The following is a 22421-nucleotide window of genomic DNA, read 5'->3' as shown; positions in this document are numbered from 1 at the left end:
CCCGTCGTAAATCGTATTTCGTACTTCGTATTTTCAAAATCACTTTTCCAAGTTTCCATTTACCATCCTCCAGATTCCAAGGGGATTACCATCCCTCAAAGCATCCGGAAGCAACTCCTGGGGCATATCCTGGAAAGCAATAGGTCTGGCAAATCGCTTGATCGCATGGGCTCCGACTGAGGTACTGTTTGGAGCGGTAGTGGAAGGGAAAGGTCCTCCATGCTGCATGGCATACCCCACTTCTACTCCCGTAGGAACCCCCTTGAAGAGCAATCGACCACATTTTTCCTCCAAAAGATTCACCAGAAATAGTTGATTCTGAAGTTCCTCCGCTTCAGCCCAAACGGTAATCGTCAACTGCCCATGGAGGTGCTGAGCTATTTCGAGAAGTTCGTCTTCGCTTTGGTACACGACCATCATGGCAAAGGCTCCGAATACTTCTTTTTGGAAGAGGGTATCCTTCAGCCAATCGGCAGCTTTGATTTCTGCCATGGCAGTGCTGCCGTTGATGAGGTGTTTGGGATCTGCCACTTTTACCCAGCGCAATTCCTCCCTGGATTCCAAAAACTGGATTGAGTCGTAATAGGCCTGTGCAATGCCCGGGTGGAGCATGGGCGCCACCGCAATATCTTTCAATTCGGCAGCGACGGCATTTTCAAAGGCTTTAGCCTGCGCTTCCGGTACAAAGATCAAACCCGGATTGGTGCAAAATTGCCCAACGCCTAAGGTAAGTGACGAAATGAAAGCCTTCGCAAGTGCTTGATTTTCTTTTTCCAGCTTGTGCGGGAAAGTAAATATTGGATTTACGGATCCCATTTCAGCGTAAACCGGGATCGGGTTTTCGCGCTGATTGGCAAGATGGAACAAGGCCATGCCGCCCGCATGAGAACCGGTAAACGCTACCGCTTTAGCTAAGGGATGTTTGACCAAAGCCTGGCCTTCGGCAATTCCTCCTTCCACATGGGTGAAAAGGGCCGATGGGAGTCCACACTTCAAAATGGCCTGGTGAATGCAATCTGCCACTTTTCTGGAAGTCTCCGGATGTGCCGGGTGAGCCTTATAAATCACAGGGCAGCCTGCAGCCAATGCAGAAATGGTATCTCCACCAGCCGTAGAAAATGCAAGAGGGAAATTGCTAGCTCCAAATACAACCACAGGGCCAAGGGGAGTGAGAAATCGTCTGATATCCGCCCTTGGAAGTGGGGTTCGATCAGGCAATGCCGGATCAATGGTAGCTTCCACCCAACTTCCTTCTTTGACCAGATTGGCAAAAAGCCGGATTTGGCCCGTCGTTCGTCCCAATTCCCCATTGATCCTTCCTTCGGGAAGATTGGATTCTTTTACTGCCAAGGGAACAATTTCCGACCGATGGGATTCAAGGACGTCTGCCATCGTATCCAAAAAGGCTCCTTTTTCCGTTCCCGGCAGATTTTTATAAAAAAGAAAAGCCTCTTGGGCAGAATTGAAAATTGAGTCGAAGTTCATGGAAATTGAAAATTGAAAGATTAGAATAAGACTGGAAGCAGGAGGCGGAAGAACGAGGTTTGACTTCGGTCTTCCTGCTTCCCTCTTTTTTACAATTTCGGCCTTTTCGCCAATCCTTCAGTAATTATTTTCTCAATTCGTACTCTTTCTTCTCCGATCAAAGTTAATCTTGGCGCACGAACATGCTCAGACCCGATACCGCAGTGCTGCTCGGCAAGCTTAATATATTGAACCAATTTTGGATGAATATCCAGCTCAAGAAGGGGTAAAAACCAGCGGTAGATTTCACGAGCTTCTTCGATTTTACCTTCCTGAACCAAGTTGTAAATCACGACGGTTTCCTTTGGAAAAGCGCACACCAATCCAGCTACCCAACCAACGGCACCCATTAGCAATTCTTCCATCGCCAAAGTGTCTACGCCACATAGTATCTGGAATCGATCCCCAAATCGGTTGATCATTCGGGTGACATTGGAGATGTCCCGGGTGGATTCTTTGACCGCCTGGATATTGGAACATTCAGCCAACTCGGCAAACATATCCAGGGTCACCAAAGTCTTGTAGTCTACTGGATTGTTATAAATCATCATGGGAAGCTTGGTGGAGTTGGCGACGGTCTTGAAGTAAGTCACCACTTCACGTGCGTCTGCAGCATAGCGCATCGGAGGCAAAATCATCAAGCCTGAAGCACCTAATTCTTCCGCTTTTTTAGCCCAAAAAAGTGCATCCTGCGTAGCACCTTCAGCAATATTGAGGATGACTGGAACTTTCCCGTTGATGTATTTGACTGTTTCCCCGGTAAGGGTAATTTTTTCCTCCTGGGACAGGACTGAGCTTTCTCCCAGCGTTCCGCCCAGGATAATCCCGTGAACTCCACACTCGAGCTGAAAGTCCAGGTTTTTGAAAAACAGATCCATATCCAGACTTCCGTCTTTATGAAATTTGGTCGTGACCGCGGGGAATACGCCTTTCCAGTTCATAGTTTGTTGATTTTGTCCACAGCTCATGCCGGGGATTTTTAGTGAAAGATTATCAAATCAAAAGTAGCTGGAGACACCCTTGGAATCTTTCACTGGATTAGTACTTTATGATACAATATTGACATTTTTAAAAAATTTTATGTTTGATTTCCTTCAATTTGATACTAGTTTTAGAACATGGCCAAAGTCATTTCATTTCAAATCCCCAAGTCACAGCGGGAATTTGTCCGCTATCAGGAAGATCGGGGAAGGCATTTTTATGACAAACTCCATCAGCACCCCCAGTTGCAGTTGACGGTGATTTTGGAAGGAAAGGGGCAATTTTTAAGCGGTGACTATGTCGGTCGCTTCCAGGTTGGCGATTTGTTTTTTTTGGGAGAGAATGTCCCCCATGTGTTTAGAAGTGATCCAGAATATTTTGAAGAAAATGGGAAGTTATCAACGGCAGGGAATACAATTTTCTTTGACTTTGCGGCTTTGGGAACGGCCTTGGGAGAATTGGAAGACCTTCAGGCTCTCCGGAAATTCAAAGACTTTTCCGGACTTTGTTTTCAAGTCTTGGGCGAAACCAAAAGTAGAATTTTGGAAATTTTTGATGTGTTTCCCGAAAGTTACGGACTGGCTCGGTTTCAATTTGCCATCCAGCTCTTGGCAATTTTGGATCAGGCGGGAGATAGTCTCGTTCCGTTAAACCGACCGACTTTGATTCGTGGACTTTCCGAGCGGGATGGAAAGCGAATGGATCAGGTGATGCAGTTTTTGCTTGAAAACCGCTTCCGGCAAGTTTCCCTGGAAGAGGCCTCAGAAAAAGCCAATTTGAGCAAGGAAGCCTTTTGTCGGTTTTTCAAACTCAGAACTCGGAAGACTTTTACCCAGTACCTTCAATTACTTCGGATCAATGAAGCTCAAAAACTACTTCAGGAAACTGATCTGCCAGTTTCAGAAATTGCCTTCAAAGTTGGATTTGAGAACCTCTCTTATTTCAACAGAAGTTTCAAATCCATTTTAGGAATGCCTCCCAAAGCCTTTAGAAAGTAAAATTTTGGCCCCTGAGTCTCCCTATTTGGGGAATTCTATTCCCTTTCCGAAATTTTTATTGGGTTGACCTGAGATGGCACAGGGAGTTTGATTGCCAATTAAAATATTGTTTTTCAATAGGTTACACTTTTTGATTTGGCGATTAGATGACGATTGGGATCAGGGCATGTCATTTGGCTAGTGTTGACGAAACACTAGAAAAAATGAATAAAATTTTATTAGCCGTTGCTGTTATGCTGATCAGTATGACATCTTACGCTCAAACCGAAAGAAATCTGGAAGACATTAGCAGTGATAATTCATGGCTAAAAATCGGCTTTCTAATAGCGGCCCCGTCTGGGGAAATCGGTAATTACTCCTCCTTTGTTGGTGGATTGGATGTTGCAGCCCAGTTCTTGAGAACCGATAATTTTGGAATTGGATTGGCTACCGGGTATTCAAAATATTTCAAGAAATCGGAAGCAAATTCTTATCAGGGATTGAACGACGGTTTTGGTGCGATTCCACTCGGATTAATGTTAAGGTATTATCCACAGTCTTCAGGATTGTTTGTAGGAACTGATCTGGGATATACTTTTCTCTCCGGACAAAACGCGTCCAATAAAGGTGGTGCCTACGCTAGACCTATGGTAGGTTATCACAATCATGACTGGAATATTTTTGGATACTACAACCACATTTTCAGACCTGAATCTACCATTGACATTCAGAGCATAGGCATTGCATTTACATACAACTTAAGGTTTAAATAAGCGCATGAAGCATTTCCTGGTTTCCTCAACAAGAACAATCCAATTGGCGGCACTTTTATTCTTTGGATTAGTAATAACTCAACAGGTGCAGGCCCAAGATAAAGGATTGGATATTAAAATAGACTTAAGTCCCGAACCGGTTTGGTATGAACAAACCTGGCTTTTAGTAGCCGCAGGGGCAGCAGTATTTATCCTTATACTGGTCGCGATTTTGAAGAATAACGGCAAAAAAATAGGATAAAGTGCGAGAGCCAGATCTTTGGATTTGGCTCTTTACTTTTTTGTTTTTTTAGAGATCCAATTGCTGTTAAGTCCCCTGAGTTTAGGTTCATTTCCAAAAAAATGCCCCAAGAAGTATTTAGCTTCTTGGGGCATTTCTAATTAGAGGGTCTTGGAATTTATTGGACTTCCACAGCTATTGTATTGTCGTCAGGAAGACGGTCAATAAGCTTATTGTATGGATCGATTCCCGCTTTGACGGGTTCGCCCTTGACTTTGAAAGTCAGGGTTGATTCTCCCGGTTTGATTTTATGTTTTTGGATGTAAAGCGGGTTGACTCGGGTCCTACCATTTTCATCTTTGTCCTCTGCTGCAAAAACACCTACATCGATGTAATCTCCCGCATAGCTGGCATTTTCCTCCTTCCCTGTTTCATCGGCATAAAGTTTTTGCGATCGGATTTTGAGCGTAATTTCATACTCCCCCTCCGCGATACGTTTGGCTTGGACTTCCTCGGCTTTGTTGTCATAAAGGGTAATTTTGTTCCAAGTATCGTCCAGATAGTATTGGAGACTGTCCGGTGTCACTGCTTTAAGATGGCGGTAGAGGTCATAGCTGCCGGGGAAAGGAGGCGTTTCCTTCAGGCCAAACTCCCGATTGAAAGAATAAAGCGCCGAGTCCATGGCCTCCTGACCGATCAGGTCCTGAAGTCCATAGAGGATCAGACTTCCTTTGTAATACCACTGATAGGCTCTGTTGCAGTTGATGAAAGTGTTCTCTTTTTTACCTTCATTGGATCGACCGGACAGGTAGTTGTCCAGTTCCTCCTTCAGAAACCGCTTCATATTGTCCTTGCCATACCTTCTTTCAGTCAGGATCAGCGCCGAATACTCCGCCAAAGCTTCAGAAATCAGGTTTGCTCCACGGGTATAATTTGGCGCAATCTGATGTCCCCACCACTGATGCGCCAATTCATGGGCAGTCACGTAGTAGACATAGTCAAAGTCATCCGGATCTTTGAAATCAGCCACCCATCCAAAACTCTCCGAGAACGGAACTGTATTGGGAAATGACTGTGCAAAACCCGCATAGCGCGGAAATTCCAACAAGCGCATTTGTCTAAACTGGAAGTTTCCATATGTCTCCGAAAAGTACGTCAAGCCATCTTTGTAGGAAGCCAAGAAGCGGTCTAAATTGTATGGATGACGTGCATCGTGAAAAAGTTCGATGTTTACTTTTTGTCCATTTGGTAAAAGCGCCTCATCTCTCAACACCTCGTATTCAGCGGAAACGAAAGTGAAAAACGACTGAATTGGGGTATCCTGAATGTAATGAAAATAGCGTCTGCCATTTTCTTCCCATTCCTTCTGCAAATATCCCGGCGCAACCGCTATCTGTGAGGGAATCGTGCTTACCACCGCTTCAAAGCGGATAAAGTCCGCATCATCTTCAAAAAGCAAGGTAGAAACACCATACGGATCACCATGCTCGGGATAATCTTCCGGCTTGGGAGGAAGGCCGTATTTCTTTCTGTCCTCATCGCTTGACATTTCAGAATTGGCATTGTACCCAATTGAAGGAAGGCCACCTGTGAAAAAGGTACCATTGTAGACAATGTCCCTTCCATACCCTGAATTCGGAAAGCCTGTGTAGGTTTTTTTGCTGATAATAACAAAATCCAGCGTATCACCCGGCATCATCGGCTTGGGGAGGGCGGTGATTCGATACCATTCCGGCTCCGGCTTTTGCCCGAAGATCTGGAATTTTCGCGCCTTATATTTCAAGGGAAACCGGTAAGAAAGCGTATCTCCATCGAGGACTACCTTGAAATCTGTCAGATCAGAGCTGTTGAAATGAATGGAGTCGATTGGAGTACCTGTTTTGTTAACCATCTGGACTTTTGCAGAAAAGTAAGCGCTCCGCTGCATCGGGTAGAGATCTGCCTTTATGTTGATTTTGGTGACTTTAGGTTGAGGCATCCGCTCGTACTTTTTCAGCTGCTGCTCATAGGCCACCAATCGCTCTTTGCTTTCCTCTGAGGTGAGGTAGCCGTTGTCGTAAACCACCACCTGATAGATGTAAGCTCCGGAGAGGAGAGCAATGGCCAAAAAACCAAAAGAAAGCTTTGCGGCGGGTTTTTTCAACCGGGATTTGGCGGTTTTCAGACGGCTCTTCCAGGAGTCTTCCGCCCCTCGACTGAAGAAAATACTGAAAAAGAGTATCAGAAAAATTCCCCAGGAAGTCCAGTATACATTGAACCAAACCAGCGGCTCTGCAAAATGCCCCAGTCCGTTCATGTCACTCCAGGTATAGTTTGGTTTGTAGCTGAAGAAAAACAGATTGAAGTCGTACTCTGCAAAGTTTCGAAGGATGATCATTACCACCCAAATGCCGATAGCCACTGCATGACCTGCAAATTTGTTGTTAACAACCAGATGGACAGCAAAAACCAGCATCACCATCTGCAAAAAGTCTGGTAATGAAATCAGATAGCTGTCGATCAGGTAAACGGATAGATCATAGTCAAAGAAACCTTTGAGCGTCTGCACCAAAATCCCAACCACAATCGGAAGGGTAGTTAGAACCAAACAGACAAAAGCCATCCCAAAGAATTTGGATGCTATCACCACTCCGTCTTTGACAGGAAAGGTATCATTGATCACCGAATAGCCGGTGGATTTATCCCGATGGAGAGCTTCCCCAGTGAAAAAAACGAGAATAATGAATACAAAAATCAGGTAATCGTACCCTTTGTATTCCATCAAAAATGAAGTGGAGGGAAGATTCGAAACACTATACAGTGTATTTCCAATCCAGAAATCGAGGACCAAGAAAATCGTTCCACCCAACAAAATCGACCTAAAGTACATGTCCTTGAGGACATTTTGCACTTCGATCTTAGTCATAGTGACAAAGCTTCTCCACTGATAATCTGCTGAAAAGTCGGACATCACACGCTTCAATATACCAGTAGGAACAGTTTCCGAATCTGCTTTGTCGGAAAGTTTCTTCTGACTCGTCTGAAAGAAGTAATTGAAGCTAAACCTGAAATAAGATGAAAGAAAAAACACCAAACCTACACCTGTCCAAAGGATCCGGTTAAGGAGGAGATTTCCGGAGACTTCAAGCAAAAAGTTGTTTTGCTCATAGGGGGTCAGGTATCTCGTTTGGAGAAAAAACGAGTTCAGGCCAAAGGGGTCGATTAGTTGGACAAGGTCTTTGTTTTCTATGTCCTGTGTCAGAAAATTCGCCAACAAATACCCAATGAAAATGACGATCCCACCCGCATATATCGAGCGAATGTTTCGTGTGAAAATAATCAGCGCAAAAAATATACTTCCGGCCAGCCAAAGGTTAGGCAGAAGCATGGTCAGCCAAGGCTGTAAATAATTGAGCAAAGAGTTGGGGCCATAACGCTCGGGGTCAGTTCCGAAAATGGGACCAAGCAAACTGCCAAGGTAAATTCCAACCAGGGCTCCCAATGAAATAAAAACCAAAGTCAGAAAAGAACCCCAAAACCTACCCATGAAGTATCCAAACTTGGATATGGGATAACTGAATAGAAACGTGGCAGTCTTATGCTCCAGATCTCGGTATAAGGGAACCCCCATCACCGCCGATGCGATCAAAATCCCAAAAATGGAGATGAGTAGCAGCAGGTTAGCAATGACGATCGGGGAATTGTGAAAGACTTTTTCCGAGGCAGGGGTATTCCCAAAACCTATCAAAAGTGTTGCAACCACCAGCAACAAAGCGAAGTAAATCCAGGTAGCCGGACGGCTAAACCGATACTTCAGTTCGAAAAGAAAGATATCCTTAAACATAACCCTTCGATTAGATGGTGATCGGATCTACTTTTCTGGAAATGAAACTAAAATACACATCCTCCAAATCTGCAGGAACGGCGTCAAAACCATTTCCGGGGTTCTCTTCGCTTTCGATTCTAAGACTGAGCCTACCTTCGATGAGTTTGGTAGAAATCACGTGAAAATCTTTTCGGTATTTCTCCAGATCACCCTTATCGATGGATTTCCGGTAGATTTTTCCCTGCACCATGGACAGCCCCTCTTTAGGTTTGCCCTGCATCAGTACCTCTCCCATACAGATGATCGCCATGTTGGAGCAAAGTGTATTGACGTCTTCCACGATGTGAGTGGAAAGGATCACGATGGTGTTTTCTCCGATCTCCGAGAGGAGATTGTAAAATCGGTTACGTTCCGAAGGATCCAATCCCGCTGTGGGCTCATCCACGATTATCAGGGAAGGATTCCCTACCAATGCCTGGGCAATCCCAAACCGCTGCCGCATTCCTCCGGAGTAAGTTCCCAACCCCTTTTTTCGGTCTTTGAAAAGGTTTACTTTTTGCAAAAGAGAAGCAACCAGTTCTTTTCGTTCGGCTTTATTCCCGATTCCTTTCATTTGGGCAATATGATCCAGCATTGTTTCAGCGCTGATTCTTGGATACAGTCCAAAATCCTGGGGCAAATAGCCCAAGCGCTCCCGGACGGCCTGTTTGTCTTTGAGGACATCTATCCCATCAAGTGTGATGCTGCCAAAATCCGCATCCTGAAGCGTGGCAATGGTTCGCATCAGCGTGGATTTACCCGCACCGTTTGGTCCCAGCAGACCAAACATTCCCTGAGGGATGGTAAGCGAAATGTTGTTTAGTGCTTTCACTCCGTTGGAGTAAGTTTTGGAGAGGTTGTTAATGATCAATTCCATAAGGAAAAATGGTTAGGTGAAAATCTAGGTTTCAGCATCAAACTTCTGTTTCAGAAAAAAACAGAAAAGAAATTTTGGCATGGATAAGATAAGCAATTGATTTTAAATGAGATTTTTAAAAATTCATAATTGCATCTTCTGCTATTTGAATGAGGAATTTCCATCACTGGTCGCAGGGAAAAGAGAAATTTTCTCCTAATTCAGGTTCAATCTTTCTTGAGCCATCTCAGACTGTCTATGAAAAAGCATTTTTACTTGGTGATTTTGATTCTACCCTTGTGGATTTCCTGTACCCAACGGGATTTTTTGAAAGAATCCGGTCAAATCGAATCTTTTGCCGAAATGGTCAAAGCCGGGGTAAAACCCATAGCACTGGGTCCACCGCTAAATTCGACAGAAATGGACCTATTCATGCCGGAATTGGAGCGCATCAGCCGCAACTATGGAGTGGAATTCTATCGGGAGACATCCTTGATCGAAACCGACCTTTTTCCAAAAACCAGCACCGAAAACAAGGAGGTCGTCATTCTCTACACCGGGAATTCACTTCAGGCCTACAATAGCCTCAAGGAGGAAATTGCTGGCCTTCAGAAAAACAACAGCTATTCAGATTCGAAGAAAAGGGAATTGAGCAGGAGGTTTGGAAGATTGCTGGGTTATCCTACCTGGAAAATTAATGGATTATTGGCTGAAAATTCAGCTTTTCGGGATTTGGAGGATTTTGGAATCGAGGGTTTGGAGACCCGGTGGTTTTACAAAGACTTGGAAAAAGCCAAAGCTTTTTATCAAACAATCTTAGGCTTGAAACTGCTGGAAGAAACCGAAAACAGCGCCAAATTTCAGATTGCGGGGGATTCATACCTTGTTCTTCAAAGGCTGTCTGGTACGGGATATTCCGGAGCCGAACCTAAATCGGTGGCTTTGGCCTTGCTGACCGACCAGCTTGAAAGTTGGTATGCCCATCTTCAGCAGCAAAAAGTCACAATCAAATACCCGCTCAAGCAAAATCCAGGCGGACCGCACGACGGGTTTGTTGCTGTGGATCCGGAGGGATACTTGCTCGAGTTTGAGACCTTCTTTCAGCATCCTGAAAATGAAATTCTCATTCCCGAATTGAATCAATTGGAGTTAACATCGACCGGAAGTGGAGATAGTCTTCAGATAACCGCGTCCATCGTTTGGCTGTATTACAAGGATATGTTACCGGCTGAGCATTTTGTCGAAGAAACTTTGGGCTTGACCAAAAGTGCCGATCAAGGCTGGGCAAAAGTGTACAGGCTTTCCCAAAATGGATTTTTGGGACTGGTGGATGGCCTCAGAGGGATGAATACCTACGCTCCCGAAAAACTGACCGAATTAAAAATTGATCTCAAAAACCCCGGCCCTTGGGAGAATTACCTCAAGGCAAACTCAGGGGATTCTACCAGACAGTCCGGAACCTTCCGCGACACCGGACTTTACCTTTATCATTTTGATTAACTGATTCCCTATGAAAAAACTTGCTTTCGCATTTCTACTGTGCTTTCTGAGCACCTGGGTTGGAGCCACCGAACTCGTCAATTTGATCCAAACCTACCAAGCGGATCGGGGAGCACTTTCCCGCCTGTACACCAACCGGCTTTCGGCGGAGTATTTTTCCCGAATGGAATCTTTCAATCAGGACTACCTCAAAACCCTTCAGGCCCAGAAATACGAGGGGTTGTCAGAGGATGGGAAGATTGACTATGTGCTTTTTCGGAATTACCTGGAAAAAGAGTTAGCCACGCTTGATCTGGACAAGAGGGATTTCATGCAGATTCAATCGGTGGTAGCTTTTGGAAAGCCACTGGAGGAATTTGTTACTGCTCGAAGACGGGCTAAGCAACCCGATTCACAGGCTTTGGCAGCTAGCTGGAATGCGGTAGCCAAAGCGGTGGATGCCCAACTCAAGGCCTTGCCTACTTCCACCAAATATGATTCCTGGCAAAAGGCCGACTTGGCTGCTCAGTCGGTTGAGAGCTTAAACCGCGTGGTGAAGGAATCCTATGATTTCTACTTTGACTACGATCCGGAATTTACCTGGTGGATGCCTGAACCTTGGAAACAACTGGATGCCAGTATGAAGGCCTATGCCAAAGGCTTGCGGGAGCACTATACAAACTCCGTCAAGGACGACGGCAGTGGCATCATCGGCAAGCCGATCGGAAGAGAAGCCTTGGAGAAGCAATTGGCCTTTGAAATGATCGCCTACTCTCCTGAGGAATTGATTGCCGAAGCGGAAAAGCAGTTTGCCTGGTGCGAGAAGGAGATGTTAAAAGCATCTAATGAACTCGGTTTTGGCAATGACTGGAAAGCAGCTTTGGAAATGGTGAAAAACACTTACTTGCCTGCCGGTGCTTGGCCGGAGGAAGTGGCCCGATTGGGAGAGGAGGCCATTGATATCATGGTGAAAAATGACTGGCTGACTGTACCTCCTTTGGCAATTGAAACTTGGAGGACGAGCATGATCTCAGCAGAACGGCAGCGGGTGAGTCCGTTTTTCCTTGGAGGTGAGGTGATTCAAATTTCCTATCCGACCTCCGAGATGAGTCACGAGGAAAAAATGATGTCCATGCGAGGCAATAACCCACACTTTTCCAGAGCGACAGTGCAACATGAATTGATACCCGGTCACCACCTGCAGCAGTTTATGAATCAGCGATACATGACCCACCGTAGGATGTTTGGTACGCCGTTCTGGACGGAAGGCTGGGCGTTGTACTGGGAGTTTGTGCTATGGGATCGCAATTTCCCTCGGGATGCCAAAGACAAGGTTGGGATGCTTTTCTGGAGAATGCATCGTTGCGCAAGGATCATTTTCTCCCTCAACTATCATCTGGGCAAAATGACTCCTCAGCAATGCATCAATCTCCTTGTGGACAAAGTTGGTCACGAATACGCCAATGCCGAAGCAGAAGTAAGGCGTTCTTTTGAAGGAAGTTATGGACCGCTCTATCAGATCGCCTACATGATTGGTGCCTTGGAAATCTACTCGATGAGAAAAGAATTAGTCGATTCCGGCAAAATGCCCGAGAAGCAATTCCACGATCTGATCCTAACTCAAAACGCCATGCCGATCGAGATCCTAAGAGCAAAGGTCACCGGCAAGCCTTTGGATAAAAATCATAAAGCAAGCTGGAGGTTTTTGGATTGAAAGTCCAAGAATTAATTCCTAATGGAGTCTGCAAAAATCAAAGCAAGCATTGGTAAAATGGCAATTTGATTTCCTATGTAGAAATCGAATAATCAGTGTCAGTCTTTCGCAGCTCATCCAATTCTACTTTGATTTCTTCTTCTTACGAGGACCCTTCGATACATCTCTGTCAAAAAACTTTTCCTATAAACGAAAAAAGGAACCTCTTTCGAGGTTCCTTTTTTATCAGACAGGCAGCAGCTCTTAGTGCTTCGCTCTGATGTTTTCCTTGATACGTGCAGCTTTGCCCTGACGACCTCTTAGGTAGAACAGACGTGCTCTTCTCACTTTACCCTCTCTAACCAAGTCGATCTGCTCGATGGATGGGGAGATGATAGGGAAGATACGCTCCACGCCAACACCGTTGGAAACTTTACGAACAGTGAAGGTTTCACCGTTGGTGTTAGGGTTTTTGCGTTGGATCACAGTTCCTTGGAACTGCTGGATACGCTCCTTGTTACCTTCTTTGATACGAACGTGTACATTGATGGTATCACCGGATTTGAAAGAAGGGAATTTGGCTCTCGCCTCGCTGTATTCCGCTTCTACAATTTTCATTAGATCGCTCATAGCTTTATGTTTTTATGCTTTCGCAGTTCACCGCCTCAGCGGTTTAAATGAATTACTTCTGTTAAATTTTTGTCTCGCCTATTCCCAGCCTTTGCCCTTGAGCAAGTCAGGCCGTTTTTCTTTGGTTCGGCGAACCGACGCTTCAAATCTCCACTCGCTTATCTTGGCTTCATGTCCTGAAAGCAATACTTCCGGCACACCCATTCCCTCATATTCTGCGGGGCGTGTATAAACCGGCGGTGCCAACAGGCCATCTTGGAAAGAATCAGTCAACGCTGAAGTTTCGTCATTGAGTACTCCCGGGATCAATCGGATAATCGCATCGGCCACTACTGCGGCCGCCAATTCCCCACCCGAAAGGACGAAATCTCCAATGCTGATTTCTCTGGTGATAAACTTATCCCTCACTCGCTGATCTACCCCTTTGTAATGACCGCAAAGGATCAGGAGGTTTTGTTTGAGTGAAAGTGAGTTGGCCATGGGCTGATCAAAGGTCTCTCCGTCCGGCGTCATGTAGATGATTTCATCGTACGAACGTTCGGTTTGGAGAGTCTCTATGCATCGGGCGATGGGCTCGATCATCATGACCATTCCGGCTCCACCTCCAAATGCATAATCATCCACTTGCTTTTGCTTGCCGGTGGCATAATCCCGCAGGTTATGCACACGAACACTTGCCAATCCTTTTTCTTCGGCTCTTTTCAAAATCGAATGGGAAAAAGGACCTTCCAGCAATCCCGGCACCACAGTGATGATATCAATGTGCATGACTCAGTCTTCCAGATAAATGTCAAGTAAGCCATCGGGCAACTGGCAGTAAACTTTTTTAGCTGCCTTGTCCACTTTTTGGATAATCCCGTCCTGAATTGGAATCAGAACTTCTTTACCCTTGTGGGTTACTCCGAGGAGATCCTGTGTTTCCAGATCGTAGATGATCTGCACAGGTCCGATCAATCCTAAAGTCTCATCGATGACTTCGAAACCGATCAGTTCGTGGAAGTAATATTGATCCTCTTCCAGCTGGGGCAACTCGGTGAGCGGAAGGTAAATCTCCAGTCCAACGAGTGGCTCTACTTGCTCCAGGGAATTCAGATCCTCAAATTTAACCAGGGCTTTTCCTCCAGGCTGAATCACAAAGTGCTCCAGAAAGAAGGGGACCAACCGGCCTTTTTGTTCGAGAAAGAGGTGCTCTAATCCTTCGTAATCCTCCGGATAATCTACATCCAGCACCGCATTTACTTCACCACGAAGTCCATGAACTTTGGCAAGACGGCCTATTTGAAAGCACTGATCCTTGTTCATGGAAATTTATTCTATTAAGCTTCAGCTTCTCCGCCTTCTGCAGGAGCTTCGGTAGCGGCTTCAGCAGCAGGAGCAGAGGCGGCAGCAGCGGCTGCTTTTGCTTCGTCTTCTTTCGCTTTGATTGCATCCAGACGAGCCTGGTTTTTAGCAGCTTCAGCAGCAAGTGCTTTTGCACGAGCGTCAGCTTTAGCAGCAGCAAGTTTGTCGGTTTTGTTGGTAATCTTGGTGTCTTTCTCAGCCAACCAAGCATTGAATTTTGCATCAGCTTGTTCCTGAGAGATTGCACCTTTCAATACACCGATCTGAAGGTGTTTTTTCAGCATGATACCTCTGTAAGAAAGCATAGCCTTCACGGTATCAGTTGGCTGAGCTCCATTCAACAACCAGGTAAGAGCGCGCTCATTGTTGATGTTGATGGAAGCAGGATTTGTGTTCGGATTGTAAGTTCCGATTTTCTCGATGAAGCGTCCATCACGTGGAGCTCTTGCATCAGCTACAACGACGTCATAGATGGCTTGTTTTTTTCTGCCTCGACGTGCTAATCTGATTTTTACGGACATAATTTTTTAGATTAAGTGATTGGATGGAACCCGTCCATCCTAAATTTGGAGTGCAAAGATAGGTTAAATGATTGGAAAGCCACAAGTTGACTGGAGAATATTTGCCGGAAAGTTGGGATTTGCTTTAACTTGCGACTTTTTACATGGTCCCGTAGTTCAATGGATAGAATAGAAGTTTCCTAAACTTTAGATATGGGTTCGATTCCCGTCGGGACTACAAAATGGGCTGCAAGTAAATTGCAGCCTATTTTTATTTCTGCAATTTCTTAAAAATAGGATACAAATCCTTGGAAATCAACCGATAACCCTTATCTGAAGGATGGAGCCCGTCATACGTAACACCGATTGATTTTTGAGGATAAGGATACTCATCCTTTTCGGGATCAAAAGGAATGTCGATAAAATCAGGATATCGGTAATTTTTATACTCCCCAGTCCCTGGATCTTTCAACCGCTTAAACTTCACCAGATCGGCATGATCCATGCCTTTTTGATGGTACAGATCTACAAATGCGATTCCTTCCAATTGAGCAATTGCCTTCAAAAGGTCAGCAAAAGCTTCTAGACTTTGACCGTTTTTATCCCGATACGAACCCAATGCATTGTTTTTGTAATCGTTGATGTATACAAAATCCACCCGCTTCATCGGAGTGATCAGGATGATTTTTGCCTCGGGATTAAGATTTCGTATTTGATTGACGATCTCACGAAATGAGCCGGCTACGGTGCCTGTTCCAGTCGCATTTTTGTAATCCTCGACCGTACCCAACGAATTCCCCCTCCACCAATCATTGGTCCCCAAGAAAATACTATAAACCTCTGCTTTAGGGATTTCGAGTTTGGCAAATTCCTGGGCAATTCGAATTGCCGTCCAGCCATTGTATCCTTTATTGACTACCTCGAGGTCGGGAAATTTCTCCTGAACCAACGTGAGGTACCCTTTGCTGATCCGGCTTCCGGTTTCTTCCGGATTGTCGTTGAGATAGGTGATCGAGTCCCCAATCGCCACCCAGGTCAACGGTTTGGGTTCAAATCCCAAGTAAAACATAAGGAAAACCAATATCAGAAAAGTCTTTTTCATAGCGACAGGGTTTTTAATACTTAAAGTTTTGATAGGATCCGGTTTCTAAATTACCTGTTTTTGTGAGGAGATCGGGTCGAAAAGAACTGAATTCCCTATTTTTATCCAAACCCAAAACCCAATGAAGAAATCGCAGCTCCTTCTTGCTCTGCTTCTCCCAATTAATTCAGTTTTTGCGCAGGAAAGTCCCGTCAAATTGGAGGCTCATTCCTTTTCTAAAATCAAAATCACTGACTCATTTTGGAAGCCCAAGCTGGAAAAAGTGGCCAAATCTGCCCTCCCTGCTTCTGTTTATCAGACGGAAGTGAAAACTGGGAGAATCCGGAATTTTGAAAAAGCAGGCAGAAAGCAAGGAGAAACTCACGAAGGAATCTATTACGATGACAGCGATGTGTATAAAGCACTTGAAGCCATCGCCTATTCACTTCAAAACATTCCCGATGAAGCATTGGAGCAAAAGGCTGATGAATGGATCGCCAAGATCGCCTCAGCACAAGAACCTGACGGTTACATCAATACTTTTTACTCCCTTACGGGCTTGGATAAGCGTTGGCAGGACATGGAAAAACACGAGGACTACTGCGCAGGACACCTGATGGAAGCAGGTGTGGCCTACTATCAGGCTACCGGAAAACGGCAACTGTTGGACGTGGCCATCCGCATGGCAGACCACATCGACACTCAATTTCGGCAAGCCAATAAACCTTGGGTAAGTGGACACGAGGAAATCGAGTTGGCTTTGGTGAAACTATATAAAGTGACCGGAGAGGAGCGATACCTTCAATTGGCTGACTGGTTTCTGGATCAAAGAGGCCGGGGATATGGAAAAGGTGCCATCTGGGACAAACCGGAGTGGGGACCTAAATATGCCCAAGATGCTGTCCCTGTCAAAGACCAAAAAGAAATCACCGGACATGCCGTCCGAGCCATGTATCTCTACACCGGTGCAGCTGATGTTGCAGCTGCCAAAAATGACTTGGGTTACATGAATGCCATGAAAACCGTCTGGGAAGATGTAGTCTATCGAAACATGTATGTCACAGGTGGCATCGGTTCTTCGGGAAGCAATGAGGGATTTTCCGTTGATTACGATCTACCCAATGAAAACGCCTACAGCGAAACTTGCGCATCCGTGGGCATGGTTTTTTGGAATCAGCGAATGAACCTGCTGGAGGGACAATCCCAATACATCGACGTGCTGGAGCGAAGTCTTTACAATGCAGCTTTGGATGGGCTGAGTCTGAGCGGCGACCGGTTTTTTTATGGGAATCCTTTAGCCTCCAGTGGACAGCATAACCGCAGAGAGTGGTTTGGTACGGCCTGTTGTCCGTCCAACATTTCCCGATTAGTGGCCTCCGTCGGGGATTACATCTATGCAAAAAATGATTCCGGCATTTGGGTCAACCTGTTCATTGGCAATCAAACCGAATTTGAACTTTCCGGTACAAAAGTTCCCGTGGAAATGAAGACCAACTACCCTTGGGATGGGGAAGTTTTGATTGAATTGAATCCGGCAAATCCCACCCGGTTTGAGGTTAATCTGAGAATTCCGGGTTGGATTACAGGAGAACCTGTACCCGGTGAACTCTATTCATTTTTAGATGAAAAACCCACCAATTTTTATCTGGAAGTAAATGGTGAAAAAGTCCAGGCCCCACAGAAGAACGGTTATTTGGTCCTTGATCGGGAATGGAAAAAAGGAGATAAAATATCCTATACCCTCCCGATGGAAGTACGTGAATTGCAGTCCAGACCGGAAGTTTTGGCCAATCAGGGACGGGTTGCCATCCAGCGTGGCCCTTTGGTATATTGTGTGGAAGGAGCAGATAACGGGGGAATGGCCACTGATTTTGTTCTTGCTTCCACTCCGGGATTTGAGGTAAAGGATTATCAGGTATTGGATGAACAAGTCAAAGCAATCAGCTTTAATGTCAATGGCCTGAATAACCAAGGTCAAAAAACACTAACCGCAATCCCTTATTATACCTGGGCCAACCGTGGTCCAAATGAAATGCAGGTTTGGATTCCCGTTGGACAAAAATAAACGCTGGCGTTTCTTTGTGTTTTTGTTCATTCTTTTGAAAAAAATCGGAGACGATCAAAAAAATTTACCTTTGCCAAACTTTTAAACTCTATAAAAATGAAAAAACTCTTACTAACTGCATTGTTTTTGGGCGTGGGATTTGGTCTATATGCTCAGGAAAAAACCAACAAAAACTGGTACGGGGTATCCTCCTCCGAAACCATCCTTTCCTTCGGCAGTGTTGAAAACAATGGACAAGACCTTTCCAACGTGGTCAGATTCTCACCTTTTGTCAACTTTGGCACTCAGTTTCACAAGGACTTTTCAGAAAAAAGCGGATTCTACACCGGTCTAAGCATCCGAAACATCGGTATGATTAATGATATCAACGATTCGGTTCGAGTCAAACAACGTGTCTATACCATTGGCATTCCTATCGCAATCAAATTCGGTGACATGAAAGGCAACCTAGGAGCCATAGGTTTTGAAAATGAATTTGCACTGAACTACAAGCAGAAAGTGTATGTGAATGAAGAAAAGTCAAAATCAAACATCTGGTTTAGCGATCGCACCAAGATCTACTTGCCTTCTGTTTTTGTCGAGTTCAAAAGCAAATACGGAAACTACATCCGGTTCAAATATTACCTGACTGATTTTCTGGAGACAGACAATCAAAAGATTAATGTAGCCGGAGTGGATTACTCTCCTACACGAAGCACCCTGTTCTACGTCTCAACAGGGATCATGCTGAAGAACTTTGATATTTATAAGAAAGATTAAAAATTGTCTTAAATGAAAAACGGCTGTCCGGGAAACCAGACAGCCGTTTTTTTTTGAGTGTGCTTTTACTTCAAACTCCCGATCATATCCTCAGGCTTGACCCACTCGTCAAACTGCTCAGAGGTCAAAAGACCCAAGGCAATGGCTGCTTCTCTCAGGCTGGTTCCTTCTTTGTGAGCCTTTTTGGCAATGGCGGCGGCATTTTCATAACCGATATAGGGGTTCAAAGCCGTTACCAGCATCAGTGAATTCTCGAGGTGACGCTGAATCATCGGCGTATTTGGCTCGATTCCGATGGCGCAGTTGTCATTGAACGAAACACAGGCATCTCCGATCAGTCGGGCGGACTGCAGGAAGTTGGCTGCGATCAACGGCTTGAATACATTCAGTTCGAAGTGACCGTTGGAACCTCCGATCGTGATGGCTACGTCATTGCCCATTACTTGGGCAGCAACCATCGTCATGGCCTCCACTTGGGTTGGATTTACTTTTCCTGGCATGATGGAAGATCCCGGCTCGTTTTCAGGGATTAGGATTTCTCCGATTCCGGATCTTGGTCCTGAAGAAAGCATACGGATGTCATTGGCGATTTTCATCAGAGAAACAGCCAGCTGCTTCAATGCACCGTGGGTTTCTACCATTCCATCGTGTGCTGCCAAGGCTTCAAATTTGTTAGGGGCCGTAACAAAAGGATAACCTGAAAGTTCAGCGATTTTTTTGGCCACCAGTTCAGAATATCCTTTTGGGGTATTCAAGCCAGTTCCTACTGCGGTTCCACCCAAAGCCAACTCTGAGAGGTGAGAAAGGGTATTTTTCAAAGCTCTCAGTCCATGATCCAACTGTGCCACATAGCCGCTAAACTCCTGACCAAGGGTAAGTGGAGTCGCATCCATGAAGTGGGTACGGCCGATTTTTACCACGTTTTTAAAAGCTTCTGCTTTTGCGGCAAGGGTATCTCTGAGTTTTTGAACTCCCGGAATAGTAGTTTCCACCACCATCTGATAAGCCGCCACGTGCATGGCAGTTGGGTAGGTATCATTGGAAGACTGTGACTTGTTCACGTCGTCGTTCGGGTGAATTTTCTTCTTGGCATCCTCCAAAGAACCTCCAAGAAGTACGTGAGCGCGATAGGCGATCACCTCATTGGCGTTCATGTTGGACTGGGTACCCGAGCCTGTTTGCCAAATCACCAAAGGAAACTGATCATCGTGCTGACCGGCCAGAATTTCATCACAGACTTTGGCAATGATTTCGGCTTTTTCCGGAGCTAAAACACCCAATTCAGCGTTGGTCAGGGCAGCTGCTTTTTTCAAAATTGCAAATGCTCGGATGATTTCGATCGGCATACGGTTTTTCTCCCCTCCGATTTTGAAGTTGTTGATGGAGCGTTGGGTTTGTGCTCCCCAGTATTTGTCAGCAGGAACCTCTACAGGCCCCATGGTGTCTTTTTCGATTCGGATTGACATGGTATTTGGGATAGGTGTTTGATTTTCGGGCGCAAAGTTAAGTGCAAAAGGCATTTTTGCCTAAGCTGCAAGGTGTTAATCCTTGTCCTTCATCTGGAAATTGATCAACTCATGGAAAACTTCCCGAGAGGCTTTCACTTGTCTGTGAAAAAAGAAAACTCCCAAGACATAATTGAGGATCGCCAGGCCCAGACAGATGACTCCTTTTTCAACATTCTTGAGCACTCCAAAGTAAAATGCCATAAATGCGATCAAAATGATGCTCCAGAATGCCAGAAAAAAGAGTGTTCCCGGAAAAAGCCGATAACGTAGAAAGATGATGCTGCCCCGGGGCGTAGACTCCACTTCTCCTGTGATCAGAGGCAGGAATGAATCCCCTTTTTTAATCGCTTTTGAAATTCGAAATCCCTCCTGTCCAATCATTCCGTTAAACCGAATCTTCGGATCCTGCAGGGTTCTGGTGTCCAAAAAGTTGACTTCCTTGGTCACACGGATCATATGCCCCAACACTTCCTCCTTGGAAAGGGCACTGACGATGGTTTCACTATGGAAGGGAAGGAGATTCAAAATCGGTTATTTCATGTGTTTATAATTTGTTCTTTATCTGCCACCCACAATGTTCAAAATAATCTTCCTTAGTGTTAGAATCTTTACTCAAGGTAATTTCACGGCTATACAGGAAATTTCAACATTCACATTTTTTGGAAGCTTACTTACCTCAACTGTCTCACGGGCCGGAGGGTTTAATTTAAAATATTGGCCGTAAGCTTCGTTGATCGTACCGAACTGGCCCATATCTCGGATGAAGATCGTGCACTTCACCACATCCGAAAACGAAAAACCTGCTACACGAAGAACAGCCTCCATATTTTTCATCACGGCATGAGTCTCCTCGGTGATATTTTCATTGATCAGCTCACCGGTTTCCGGATCCAAGGCTATTTGACCGGAGATATATAGTGTATTCCCTGCCAGGACAGCTTGTGAATATGGCCCGATCGGTGCCGGAGCTTCCGGGGTGAAAATGATTTGATTGGACATAAAGGGTAAAGATTATTGAGTTTTTGGAAATTGGTAATTGAGTTATTGGTCATGAAAAGCTGCCAACGGAAGACTATTTAATGCCTTTTCGCTTCGTTCCAGTACACATCCATTTCTGCCAAAGTCATTTCGCTGAGATTTTTCCCTGCTTCTTTAGCTGCATTTTCTAAATACTGAAAGCGTTTGATGAATTTGAGATTGGTCCGTTCGAGAGCTTCCTCGGGGTTAATGTCAATAAACCGGGCGTAGTTGATCAGTGAAAAAAGCAAGTCCCCAAATTCTCCGGTGGCTTTTTCTCGATCGATTTCCTTTTCTTCCGCAGCATTGAATTCTGCTTTGAATTCCTGCATTTCTTCCTCCACTTTTTCCCAGACTTGCTGCTTTTCCTCCCAGTCAAAGCCCACTCCTCGGGCCTTTTCCTGGATTCTCATGGCTTTGATCAGAGCCGGTAAAGACTTGGGGACACCGCCTAAAACGGAAACATTACCTTTTTCTTTCAGCTTGATTTTCTCCCAATTCTGCTTGACCGTTTCTTCATCCTGTGCGATTGTATCGCCATAAATATGCGGATGGCGACGAATGAGTTTTTCGCACAGTGAATTTGTCAACGTAGCCATGTCAAAATTACCCTCCTCCGAACCAATCTTGGCATAGAAGACAATGTGAAGGAGAATGTCTCCCAATTCCTTTTTGATTTCTTCCGGATTTCCCTCCAAAATGGCATCCGAAAGTTCAAAAGTCTCTTCGATGGTCAAATGCCGTAGACTTTCAGTGGTTTGCTTTTTATCCCAAGGACACTGGGCCCGAAGCTCATCCATAATGGTCAACAAACGATCAAATGCGGCCAGTTGCTCGGCCCGGGTACTCAAATTTGACATGTCTTGGGAAACTAAGCTGGAATTGTGGACGTTTCGAAGTAAAGCTTTAAATTTGCGCAAATTTATCCGTTATGACAACCATATTTCTAACCTTGGGCTTCGTCGCAGTGTTCTTCATACTGATGTCAGTAAGGCTCATTTTCCTCAAAAACGGAGAATTCAAGGGCACTTGTGCCTCTCAGAGTCCCTTTCTGAATAAAGAAGGGGTAACTTGCAGCTTCTGTGGAAAAACAGTCGATTCCACTAGTACCTGTGCTAATCCGGACAATGAAGTAGACAAGGTTCTTGCAAAATTTAAATAAAACATAATCCT

At 45.1% G+C, this 22421-nt stretch carries 21 protein-coding genes and 1 tRNA gene; 9 read left to right on the top strand and 13 right to left on the bottom strand.

Annotation, left to right across the window (positions count from 1 at the left end; genetic code table 11):
• Positions 1-39: 39 nt before the first annotated feature.
• Together D0X99_RS02535 and D0X99_RS02530 are read right to left on the bottom strand one after the other, a co-directional pair.
• A complete protein-coding gene (locus D0X99_RS02535) occupies positions 40-1485 on the bottom strand; it encodes an aldehyde dehydrogenase (NADP(+)) (RefSeq protein ID WP_119476058.1) in 1446 nt (481 codons plus the stop codon).
• 89 nt (positions 1486-1574) lie between these two features.
• The gene (locus D0X99_RS02530; protein WP_119476393.1) at positions 1575-2465 is read right to left on the bottom strand and encodes a dihydrodipicolinate synthase family protein; all 891 of its coding nucleotides are present in this window, start codon (positions 2463-2465) and stop codon (positions 1575-1577) included.
• A 177-nt stretch (positions 2466-2642) separates the two neighbouring features.
• Between D0X99_RS02530 and D0X99_RS02525 the strand changes: the two genes are divergently transcribed.
• The 3 genes from D0X99_RS02525 to D0X99_RS02515 all read left to right on the top strand — a co-directional run bounded on the left by D0X99_RS02525 (position 2643) and on the right by D0X99_RS02515 (position 4496).
• The gene (locus D0X99_RS02525) at positions 2643-3503 is read left to right on the top strand and encodes an AraC family transcriptional regulator (protein ID WP_119476057.1); all 861 of its coding nucleotides are present in this window, start codon (positions 2643-2645) and stop codon (positions 3501-3503) included.
• Positions 3504-3706: 203 nt separating this feature from the next.
• Complete coding sequence (locus D0X99_RS02520) at positions 3707-4255, top strand: hypothetical protein (RefSeq protein WP_119476392.1); 549 nt, start codon at positions 3707-3709, stop codon at positions 4253-4255.
• 4 nt (positions 4256-4259) lie between these two features.
• Positions 4260-4496, top strand: coding sequence for a hypothetical protein (locus D0X99_RS02515; RefSeq protein WP_119476056.1), 237 nt, complete (start codon positions 4260-4262; stop codon positions 4494-4496).
• A gap of 157 nt (positions 4497-4653) precedes the next feature.
• On the opposite strand, the gene D0X99_RS02510 is transcribed toward D0X99_RS02515, so the two are convergent.
• Together D0X99_RS02510 and D0X99_RS02505 are read right to left on the bottom strand one after the other, a co-directional pair.
• Positions 4654-8298: an ABC transporter permease/M1 family aminopeptidase gene (locus D0X99_RS02510; protein ID WP_119476055.1), complete on the bottom strand. Its 3645-nt coding sequence runs from the start codon at positions 8296-8298 to the stop codon at positions 4654-4656.
• Between the two features lie 10 nt (positions 8299-8308).
• Positions 8309-9196, bottom strand: a complete 888-nt coding sequence (locus tag D0X99_RS02505; RefSeq protein ID WP_119476054.1) for an ABC transporter ATP-binding protein — start codon at positions 9194-9196, stop codon at positions 8309-8311.
• A gap of 237 nt (positions 9197-9433) precedes the next feature.
• Between D0X99_RS02505 and D0X99_RS02500 the strand changes: the two genes are divergently transcribed.
• Together D0X99_RS02500 and D0X99_RS02495 are read left to right on the top strand one after the other, a co-directional pair.
• Positions 9434-10675, top strand: a complete 1242-nt coding sequence (locus tag D0X99_RS02500) for a VOC family protein (RefSeq protein WP_119476053.1) — start codon at positions 9434-9436, stop codon at positions 10673-10675.
• A 10-nt stretch (positions 10676-10685) separates the two neighbouring features.
• Positions 10686-12368 carry a DUF885 family protein gene (locus D0X99_RS02495; RefSeq protein ID WP_119476052.1) on the top strand — a complete coding sequence of 561 codons (1683 nt, stop codon included), beginning with the start codon at positions 10686-10688 and terminating at the stop codon, positions 12366-12368.
• A 243-nt stretch (positions 12369-12611) separates the two neighbouring features.
• Here D0X99_RS02495 and rplS read toward each other — a convergent pair whose 3' ends face one another.
• The 4 genes from rplS to D0X99_RS02475 all read right to left on the bottom strand — a co-directional run bounded on the left by rplS (position 12612) and on the right by D0X99_RS02475 (position 14839).
• Positions 12612-12977: a 50S ribosomal protein L19 gene (rplS, locus tag D0X99_RS02490; protein WP_119476051.1), complete on the bottom strand. Its 366-nt coding sequence runs from the start codon at positions 12975-12977 to the stop codon at positions 12612-12614.
• A gap of 78 nt (positions 12978-13055) precedes the next feature.
• Complete coding sequence (trmD, locus tag D0X99_RS02485) at positions 13056-13745, bottom strand: tRNA (guanosine(37)-N1)-methyltransferase TrmD (RefSeq protein ID WP_119476050.1); 690 nt, start codon at positions 13743-13745, stop codon at positions 13056-13058.
• A 3-nt stretch (positions 13746-13748) separates the two neighbouring features.
• Complete coding sequence (rimM, locus tag D0X99_RS02480; RefSeq protein ID WP_119476049.1) at positions 13749-14279, bottom strand: ribosome maturation factor RimM; 531 nt, start codon at positions 14277-14279, stop codon at positions 13749-13751.
• Positions 14280-14293: 14 nt separating this feature from the next.
• Positions 14294-14839: a 30S ribosomal protein S16 gene (locus D0X99_RS02475; RefSeq protein WP_119476048.1), complete on the bottom strand. Its 546-nt coding sequence runs from the start codon at positions 14837-14839 to the stop codon at positions 14294-14296.
• 145 nt (positions 14840-14984) lie between these two features.
• On the opposite strand from D0X99_RS02475, the gene D0X99_RS02470 reads away from it, so the two are divergent.
• Positions 14985-15056: transfer RNA gene (locus tag D0X99_RS02470), tRNA-Arg, on the top strand.
• A 33-nt stretch (positions 15057-15089) separates the two neighbouring features.
• Here D0X99_RS02470 and D0X99_RS02465 read toward each other — a convergent pair.
• The gene (locus D0X99_RS02465; protein ID WP_119476047.1) at positions 15090-15920 is read right to left on the bottom strand and encodes an SGNH/GDSL hydrolase family protein; all 831 of its coding nucleotides are present in this window, start codon (positions 15918-15920) and stop codon (positions 15090-15092) included.
• A gap of 121 nt (positions 15921-16041) precedes the next feature.
• Here D0X99_RS02465 and D0X99_RS02460 point away from each other — a divergent pair, with 121 nt between their 5' ends.
• Entirely contained in the window at positions 16042-17964 is a 1923-nt protein-coding gene (locus D0X99_RS02460) for a glycoside hydrolase family 127 protein (protein WP_119476046.1), read from the top strand.
• A 96-nt stretch (positions 17965-18060) separates the two neighbouring features.
• Positions 18061-18723: a hypothetical protein gene (locus tag D0X99_RS02455; protein ID WP_119476045.1), complete on the top strand. Its 663-nt coding sequence runs from the start codon at positions 18061-18063 to the stop codon at positions 18721-18723.
• 65 nt (positions 18724-18788) lie between these two features.
• Here the strand turns inward: D0X99_RS02455 and fumC are convergent, their stop codons facing one another.
• From fumC to mazG, 4 genes are all read right to left on the bottom strand, one after another.
• Positions 18789-20189, bottom strand: coding sequence for a class II fumarate hydratase (gene fumC / locus D0X99_RS02450; protein ID WP_119476044.1), 1401 nt, complete (start codon positions 20187-20189; stop codon positions 18789-18791).
• Between the two features lie 75 nt (positions 20190-20264).
• Positions 20265-20756: a hypothetical protein gene (locus D0X99_RS02445; RefSeq protein ID WP_119476043.1), complete on the bottom strand. Its 492-nt coding sequence runs from the start codon at positions 20754-20756 to the stop codon at positions 20265-20267.
• Between the two features lie 87 nt (positions 20757-20843).
• A complete protein-coding gene (locus D0X99_RS02440; RefSeq protein ID WP_119476042.1) occupies positions 20844-21230 on the bottom strand; it encodes a RidA family protein in 387 nt (128 codons plus the stop codon).
• A gap of 77 nt (positions 21231-21307) precedes the next feature.
• Entirely contained in the window at positions 21308-22108 is an 801-nt protein-coding gene (gene mazG, locus D0X99_RS02435) for a nucleoside triphosphate pyrophosphohydrolase (RefSeq protein ID WP_119476041.1), read from the bottom strand.
• Between the two features lie 71 nt (positions 22109-22179).
• Between mazG and D0X99_RS02430 the strand changes: the two genes are divergently transcribed.
• A complete protein-coding gene (locus tag D0X99_RS02430) occupies positions 22180-22410 on the top strand; it encodes a hypothetical protein (protein ID WP_119476040.1) in 231 nt (76 codons plus the stop codon).
• Positions 22411-22421 lie beyond the last annotated feature (11 nt).

The sequence above is a fragment of the Algoriphagus lacus genome (genome assembly GCF_003583985.1).
Taxonomy (GTDB): domain Bacteria; phylum Bacteroidota; class Bacteroidia; order Cytophagales; family Cyclobacteriaceae; genus Algoriphagus; species Algoriphagus lacus.
The sequence above is the reverse complement of the archived record's forward strand: the minus strand, read 5'-3'. Positions and strand labels throughout refer to the sequence as shown.